The following is a 7,707-nucleotide window of genomic DNA, read 5'->3' as shown; positions in this document are numbered from 1 at the left end:
CCGCGCCCGCGCCCGGCCCGCGTCCCGCGCGCCGCTGGCGCCAGACCGCCGGGCTGGTGCCGGCCGCTCTGCTCACCGGCGCCGGTCTTGCGCTGGCCGGACTCATGCTCTGGCAGCACGGGCAGGTCGCCGCGCAGCGCGACGAGGACCGCCGGTTCGTCGACGCCGCCCGCGACGGGGTGACGGCGTTGCTGTCGATCGACCACACCCGCGCCAGGGACGATGTGCAGCGCGTGCTGGATCTGTCGACCGGCAACTTCCACGACGACTTCCAGCGCAGCGCCGACGACTTCATCAAGACCGCCGTCGACTCCAAGGCCGTCACCAGTGGAACCGTCAACGCCGCGGCCCTGGACTCGGTCGACGGCGACCGCGCCGTCGTGCTGCTGGCGGCCACCTCCAAGGTCAGCAACGCCAACGGTGCGAACCAGGATCCCCGGCCGTTCCGGATGAGCGTGACCGTCACCCGCGACGGCGACACGTGCAAGATGTCCGACGTGGAGTTCGTGCCGTGAGCGTCAACGACGACCGGTCGCCGCAACCGGATGACGTCGCCGACGTCACAGACATAGACGTCACAGACATAGACGTCACTGACACTGATGTCGCCGATGCCGAGGAAGACCTCGCCGAGGCGCTCCCCGCCGGCGAGGCCACGGCGGCGGTCTCCGCGGACACGCCGAACCGGGCGCTGGGCTGGTGCCGCCGGAACCTGGTCGCCGTCGCCGCGATCGGCGCGGTGCTGGTCTCGGCCCTGGCGGCCGGCTCGGTCTACTGGTGGCTGTACCGCCCGGACCGGCTGACCGACGCCGCGGCCCGCCAGCAGGTGGTGGCCGCGGCCAAGGAGGGCACCGAGGCGCTGCTGTCCTACTCCCCGGAGAACCTCGACGCCGACCTGGCCAACGCGAAGTCCCACCTCACCGGTGAATTCCTCAGTTACTACAGCGATTTCACCGAGAAGGTCGTCGCCCCGGCGTCGCGGCAGAAGGGCGTCAAGACCGAGGCGAACGTCGCCCGCGCCGCCGTTTCGCAGATGCGGCCGGGCAAGGCCGACGTGCTGGTCTTCGTCAACCAGGTCAGCACCAGCAAGGAACGGCCCACCCCGGCGCTGTCCACCAGCAGCGTGATGGTCACCCTGGAGCAGAGCGGCGGCCGCTGGCTGATCTCCGGGTTCAACCCCGTCTGAAACCGCCCAAGTCCTGCCGGTTCGGGACTTAGGTCACTGTCGCCGGTCCGGCGGCAGGGGTCACAGTGGCAGTCACAGAGCTGCGATGAGGGGGCGATGATGGCGGCGGGCTTGCCTGATCCGGAGACCCTGCGCGCCGTGCTGACCCTGGCGACACAGGCTCCCTCGGTGCGCAACTCCCAGCCCTGGCGGTGGCGGGTCGGCCCGCAGGGTATGGACCTTTACGCCGATCCGGGGCGCCCTCCGCCGACCACCGACTCCGGCGGCCGCGACCTGATGCTCAGCTGCGGAGCGTCGCTGCACCACTGCACGGTCGCGCTGGCGGCGATGGGCTGGCGCGCCACCGTCCGGCGGCTGCCCGGCCCGGTCCGGTCGGGCCACCTGGCCACCGTCACCGTCGCGCGCCAGGCACCCGGCGACCTCGACATCATGCTGGCGGCGGCGATCGGCAGGCGGCGCAGCGACCGGCGGGCCTACAGCTCCTGGCCGGTTCCGTGGGGTGACGTGGCGCTGATGGGCGCCCGGGCCGCCCGGGCCGGAGTCATGCTGCGCCAGGTCGAACTGATGCCGCGACTGAGCGCGATGGTCGCCGAGGCGGTCGCCCGCTATGCCGCCGGCGAGGACCACCGGAGCGAAACGGCCGCCCGGGGCCGACGGCGCGGGCGGATGCCGGACAACGGCGTGCTGGTGGCACTGGGCACCGAGGCCGACGACGACCTGGCCCGGCTGCGGGCGGGGGAGGCCACCAGCCTGGTGCTGCTGTCGGCTACCGCGATGGGGCTGGCCACCTGCGCGGTCAGCGAGCCGCTGGAGATCGCCGAGACCCGCGAGGCGGTGCGCGCCGACGTGTTCGGGGCGACCGGCTACCCGCAGATCCTGATGCGGGTGGGCTGGGCGCCGGTCGATGCCGAGCCGTTGCCCGCGACCCCGCGCCGGCCGCTTCCCGAGGTGGCCGACTGGGTCCAAGCGCCGGCTAGGCGGCCGGCTGGGAGGGGTCCGGCTGGGACTTCAGCGGCACCACCGAGAACTGCTCACGCACCTGCTCAAGCGGCAGGTGCGCGATGGACAGGTGATCGACCTGGCTGAGGTCGACGGTGCATTTCGAACCCCGCGCCAGGCCCTCGCCGAGGAAATCCGGGACTCCCACGCGCTCCAGGGTGGCCGCTTTGGCCCGGATGTCACCGTGATTGAGAACACCTGACTCATGGATCGACATGGTCAGCAGGAACTCGAGCCAATTGTGGCGAGAGTCGTTGGTGGCCAACAGGAATCCCGATCTGGCGATCTCACCCGGTGCCGTCGGCTCGTAACCGGTGATGACGTGGTTCATGTCGTGGTTGACGTAGTGCGCCGGTAGGTGTGTGTCGTCGCCGGGCAATTCGATGTTGTTGCGCCGGTAGAACTCCAGGTACTGGTAACCCAGCGTGTCCTCGGGCAGGTCTCCCAGCATCTTGAGCCGCTCGGCGAGCGCATGGTCGGGTTTGTCCAGACGCAGGTACCGGTCGCGCAGCGACAGCTCCGAGATCTCCGGCAGGATCTGCTGATAGCAGCGTTCCAGGTCGGTCGCCGCCGCTTCAGCGCCTTTGACGATGGCGGTGCGAGTGGTCTCGATCTCGATGGTGTCCACACGCATGGCGGCGACGTACTGCTCGGCGAGGTCGACCTGCTCGAGTGACATGGGGTGGCGGCAGAGTTCGAGGGTCATCATCATCTCGGCGAAGCGCAGCCGGGCCTCGGGCCGCGGCAGCCGCCTGGCCACCTCGTCGGGCGACAGCGGTGTGAGGTTCTGCAGGTCGATGTCGTCGCGACGCCACAGGTCCCGAGTGATGGAGTCCAGCACGATCAGCTGCTCGGCGGTGGGGCCGCTGCTGATCGAGATGCCGCCGAGCAGCCCGGCGACCACAAGTTCGACTTCATCAGCCAGCAGAATCAGCACGAGGAATCCTTCGGGGTCGCGGCCGAGACGCTGACGGTAGCAGATTCAGCCGAAGCGTACCGACGTCCCCGGCATCAGCTTCTCGACCCGGCCGCGGAACTCGACCTCGACCGGGGGATGGTCTGCCGGGTCCAGGCTGACTTCGGCACTGCGACCCAGGATCGTCAGGTTCATCCGGTAGCCGCGGTAGTGGATCGGCATCCTCAGCGCGCCAAGGCTTTCCGGCCACATCGGGTTGAGGATCAGCCGGTTGGCCCGGGTCTCCAGGCCGGTGAAGCACCGCTGCAGCAGGTCGATGCTCCCGGCCATGGCGGCGATGTGAATGCCCTCGGCGGTGGTGCCGCCCTGGATGTCCAGCACATCGGAGAGCAGCACCTGCTGGAAGTAGCGCATCGCCCGATCGCGGTTGCCGCGGGCCAGCACCCAGGCGTGCACCACCCCGCTGAGCGTCGATCCGTGCGAGGTGCGGTGGCTGTAGTAGTCCACCGTCGCCGGGATCTGCTCGGGGGTGAAGCGATATCCCATGCGGGCGAACAACTCCCGCAGCTCGTCGGCGGAGAGCAGGTAGAACAGCATCAGCACGTCGGCCTGCTTGGAGGCCTTGTAGCGGGTGACGCTGTCGTCCTCGGCCTCCAGTATCCGGTCCAGGCGCTGGATGTTGCCGTGGCGCTCGCGCAGGCCGTGCCAGTCCAGTTCCGTCAGGTCCGCGTAGCCCTCGAACTGACTGATCACGTCAAGACCCGTTCCCGGCGCCGGGTGGAACGGCACATACATCCCGCGGCTCACCTCGTCCCACCGGTCGAGTTCGCGGCCCGTGATGCCGAGGGTCTCCATCAGGTCCAGCCGGCTGCGCAGCGGGAGCGCGTCGAGGGCGTCCAGTGCCCGCACGATCGACCACACCGCCATCACGTTGGTGTAGGCGTTGTTGTCGATCCCGTCGTAGGGGCGGTCCGGGTAGCCGGAGTGGAACTCGTCGGGACCGATCACGCCGCGGATCACGTAGCGGCCGCGCCCGCCGTCGACGGACGGGTCGAACTCCGCGCGGCTCACCCAGAACCGGGCGATCTCGGCGAGCATTTCCGCGCCGTTCTCGATGAGGTACCGCAGGTCCCCGGTCACCTGGTAGTACTGCCAGACGTTGTAGGCCACCGCGACCCCGATGTGGTGCGCGCGGGCGCTGGCGTCGGGGTTCCACCGCCCGGAGTTCGGGTTGAGGTGCAGCTTCTGGCTTTCCTCGCGGCCGTCGCTGCCGGACTGCCAGGGGAACATCGCACCGTCGTAGCCGGCCTCCCGGGCCGCCCGCCGCGCCTCCGGCAGCCGCCGGTAGCGGTAGCGCAGCAGCGAGCGGGTGGTCGACGGCGAGCGCAGGTTGAGCACCGGGAAGACGAACAGCTCGTCCCAGAAGATGTGGCCGCGGTAGGCCTCCCCGTGCAGGCCGCGGGCGGGCAGCCCGGCGTCGATGTCCTCGGCGCGGTTGGGCACGGTCTGCAGCAGGTGCAGCATGTGCAGCCGGGCCACCCGCAGCGCGTCCGGGCTCTGCTCGAAGGCGATGTCGAAGCGCTCCCACAGGTGCGCCCACTCCCGGATGTGTCCGTCGCGCAGCTCGCCGTAGCGACCCAGCCGCGACAGCAGCCGGGCGGCGGCGTCACCGGGTTCGGAGATGGCGTGGTCGCGGCCGGTGAAGATCGCCGCCATCTTCTCCACCGTCACCGAGTCGCCGGCGTCGAGGCGCACCACCAGGTCGTGGCCCGCCTTGCGGGGCTCGTCGACGAACCGGATCTCGGCGTCCAGCCGTTGGCCGCCCCGCCATGCCGTGGTGCGGGCGGCCACCGCGACCGGGATCCGCGACTGCACCGTCTGACACACCAGCAGGGCCGAACCGGGTGCGAGTTCGTGGGTGGTTGTCGTCACCAGGTGGTCGTCGGACAGCGCCCGGTAGCGCTCCACCCCGGAGTTACGCACGTCGCCGTCGATCATCGACAGGAACTCCACCGTGCCCGACCAGTCCTCGGCCCACAGCGTGCTCTCCAGCGCGCAGGCGTGCGGCAGGTGCATCGCGGCGATGCGTCGCTGCAGCACCCGGGTGGTGCGTCCGGCCCGGTCGCGGAAGCGGAACTCACGGGTCAGTTCGGCCTGGCGCAGGTCCATGTTCTGCCGGTAACTCAGCATCTCGGCGTCGTCGACGTCGAACCAGTCGCCGCCGTCGATGCGGAACTTCAGCGACAGCCAGTTCGGCAGGTTGACCAGACTCTCGTTGTCCACCGTCATGCCGGACACCTCGTCGCTGAGCCGGTTGTACAGTCCGGCCGCGTAGGTGCCCGGGTAGTGCAACGGCCCGGAGTCGGCCTCCGGGGCGCACCCGCGGGTGGCGCGGTAGCCGTTACCCACCGCGCACAGCGCCTCGCGCAGCCGCTCCTGATCGGGGAGGTAGCCGCCGAACGCGAAAGACCAAGGGCCGGCGGCCATCTGGCGGTCGATGTCGCACTGCTCGACCAGTCGCTCGACGAATCGGCACACCTGTTCGGGGCTGTCCAGGCTGAACCGCGCGCCGGTGGCCCGGTCGCCGTCCTCGGTATGGCGCACCACGATCCCGACGCCGTCGTGCAGGACCGCGTCGAACGCGTCCTCGTCGGTCAGGTCGTCACCGACGAAGATCGGCAGCAGCGGCTCCTCGCCGGCCACCTGGCCGAGGATCCACTGCAGCGTCTTTCCCTTGTCCCAGTCCACATTCGGGCGCAGCTCGACGACCATGCGCCCGGAGGTCACCTTCAGCCCGCTGCGGTTGCCGACGTCGTGCACCGCCGCGGTCACCAAGGCCGCGGCGCCCGGATCGGCGTTGCGGTAGTGCACGGCCACCGCGTAGCGCTTGTGCTCCACCATGACCCCCGGGATGGATTCCAGCCGCGCGGTGAGCTCCGCTGCCGCCTTCTCCAGCACCGGGACGGCCTGCGCGGCGGTCTCGTTGCCGTGATAGCCGCCGTCCGGCCCGGCGATCTCGAACCCGTGACTGCCGGCGTACCACAGTCCCGGGATCCCTACCCGCTGCCGGATGTCCTCCAGGCCGCGCCCGGACAGCACCGCGACCGGGTACAGGGCGGCCAGCGACCGCAGCGCCTTGTCGACGCCCGGCACCGGCACCGCGGCCCCGGGCTCGTCGACGATCTCCGACAGGGTGCCGTCGAAGTCGAAGAAGATCACCGGGCGTCGCGCCCCGATCACCCCGGCCAGCTGGCCGAAGGACGCCAGCGCGTCGGGCAGGCCGGACATCCGGCGGGCAATCGTGCGGACCTGGACCTCGGCGAGGTCGCCCACCACCACGTCGGCCCCGCACTCGCGCAGCCCGGTCGCCGCCGTCCCGGTCCGGTCCACTCCGATCACCAGTCCGAAGCCGCCCGCCCGGGCGGCCGTCACGCCGGCCTGCGAGTCCTCCACCACCACCGCGCGCCCGGGCCGCACCCCCAGCCGCCGGGCCGCCTCGACGAGCATGGCCGGGTCGGGCTTACCGGGCAGCCCCAGCTCGGCGGCCAGCGCGCCGTCGACCCGGACCTCGAACAGCCCGGCCAGTCCGGCCGACTCGAGCACGGCGGCGCAGTTGCGGCTGGCCGAGAAGACAGCGACCGGCACACCCGCGTCCCGGAGCCGCCGGACCAGCGCGACCGCGGACTCGAATACCGGCACGCCCGCGGCGATCCGCGCGGTGAACAGCTCCTGCTTGCGGTTTCCCAGCCCGCACACCGTCTCCGCGGAGGCGGGGTCGGACTCGGTGCCGCGCTCCGGCGTCACCCCCCGCGAGGCCAGGAAGTCCCGGACCCCGTCGTAGCGCGGTTTGCCGTCGATGAAATGGCGGTAATCATCGGCTGTGAACGGTTTGTGGTTCTCGGTCGCCGATGCGGCGCGCCCGCCCAGGTATTCGTCGAACATCGCCGCCCAGGCCGCCCGGTGGATGACGGCGCTGTCGGTGACCACGCCGTCGAGGTCGAAAAGCACCCCGTCGTGGTAGCGCGGGTCGATCCGGACCCGGTGGGCCGCCGCGGCCGCCCCGGTCTGGTCGCTGGACATGGCAACGACCCTAGGCCAGGGCGGTCCGGCCCGGGGTTGAGGGGACTAATGCCCCTGACCGCCCGGACCGGGCCGGACTAGGGTCTTCGGTAGGGCGAAGCCCTGCGCACTCCGGGGGCCGGCGTCGCACAGGAAAGGACACGGGAATGTCAACTGCGGCAAGCAGTCTGCCGATCGTGGTCGGAGTCGACGGCTCGTCGGCCTCGCGGGTGGCCGTGGATTGGGCCGCGCGTGCCGCCGGTTTGCGCGGGGCGGACCTCAAACTCGTCTACGTGCTGACCCCGCCGGTGGTCATGGCGTTTCCCGAGGTGCCCATGCCGCCGGGTTACCTGCAGTGGCAGGAGGAGGAGGGCGAGAAACTGCTCGGCAAGGCCCTCGACACGGTGCGGGAGGCTCTCGGGGACTCCGACGTCGAGATCACCACGGAGATGGTCACCGGCCCGCCGGTGCCGGTGCTGGCCGACCTGTCCGGTGCGGCGCAGATGATCGTGGTGGGCTGCCGGGGACTCGGCGCGCTGGCCCGCGG

The 7,707-nt window shown here is 70.9% G+C and carries 6 protein-coding genes; 4 read left to right on the top strand and 2 right to left on the bottom strand.

Going from position 1 to position 7,707, the window contains the following annotated elements; all coding sequences use genetic code 11:
• The 3 genes from ACKOQ4_RS11465 to ACKOQ4_RS11455 form a co-directional block, all read left to right on the top strand.
• Positions 1 to 515 (top strand): Rv1363c family protein (locus ACKOQ4_RS11465; RefSeq protein WP_526291891.1); only part of this gene is annotated, 515 nt, incomplete at its 5' end.
• Positions 512 to 1,186: a twin-arginine translocation pathway signal gene (locus tag ACKOQ4_RS11460; protein ID WP_526291889.1), complete on the top strand. Its 675-nt coding sequence runs from the start codon at positions 512 to 514 to the stop codon at positions 1,184 to 1,186. The genes ACKOQ4_RS11465 and ACKOQ4_RS11460, both read left to right, overlap by 4 nt.
• Positions 1,187 to 1,285: 99 nt before the next feature.
• On the top strand, positions 1,286 to 2,272 hold the full coding sequence (locus ACKOQ4_RS11455) for a nitroreductase family protein (RefSeq protein ID WP_526291887.1): 987 nt from the start codon (positions 1,286 to 1,288) through the stop codon (positions 2,270 to 2,272).
• On the opposite strand, the gene ACKOQ4_RS11450 is transcribed toward ACKOQ4_RS11455, so the two are convergent.
• Positions 2,160 to 3,122 carry a hypothetical protein gene (locus tag ACKOQ4_RS11450; RefSeq protein WP_526291885.1) on the bottom strand — a complete coding sequence of 321 codons (963 nt, stop codon included), beginning with the start codon at positions 3,120 to 3,122 and terminating at the stop codon, positions 2,160 to 2,162. The genes ACKOQ4_RS11455 and ACKOQ4_RS11450 overlap by 113 nt on opposite strands.
• A gap of 45 nt (positions 3,123 to 3,167) precedes the next feature.
• Complete coding sequence (otsB, locus tag ACKOQ4_RS11445) at positions 3,168 to 7,181, bottom strand: trehalose-phosphatase (RefSeq protein WP_526291883.1); 4,014 nt, start codon at positions 7,179 to 7,181, stop codon at positions 3,168 to 3,170.
• 146 nt (positions 7,182 to 7,327) lie between these two features.
• Here otsB and ACKOQ4_RS11440 point away from each other — a divergent pair.
• On the top strand, positions 7,328 to 7,707 hold a 380-nt coding region (locus tag ACKOQ4_RS11440), incomplete at its 3' end, for a universal stress protein (protein WP_526291881.1).

It is taken from the genome of Mycobacterium sp. (assembly GCF_046095365.1).
Classification (GTDB): domain Bacteria; phylum Actinomycetota; class Actinomycetes; order Mycobacteriales; family Mycobacteriaceae; genus Mycobacterium.
Note: the sequence above shows the minus strand (reverse complement) of the source record. Positions and strands in the feature narration are given on the sequence as shown.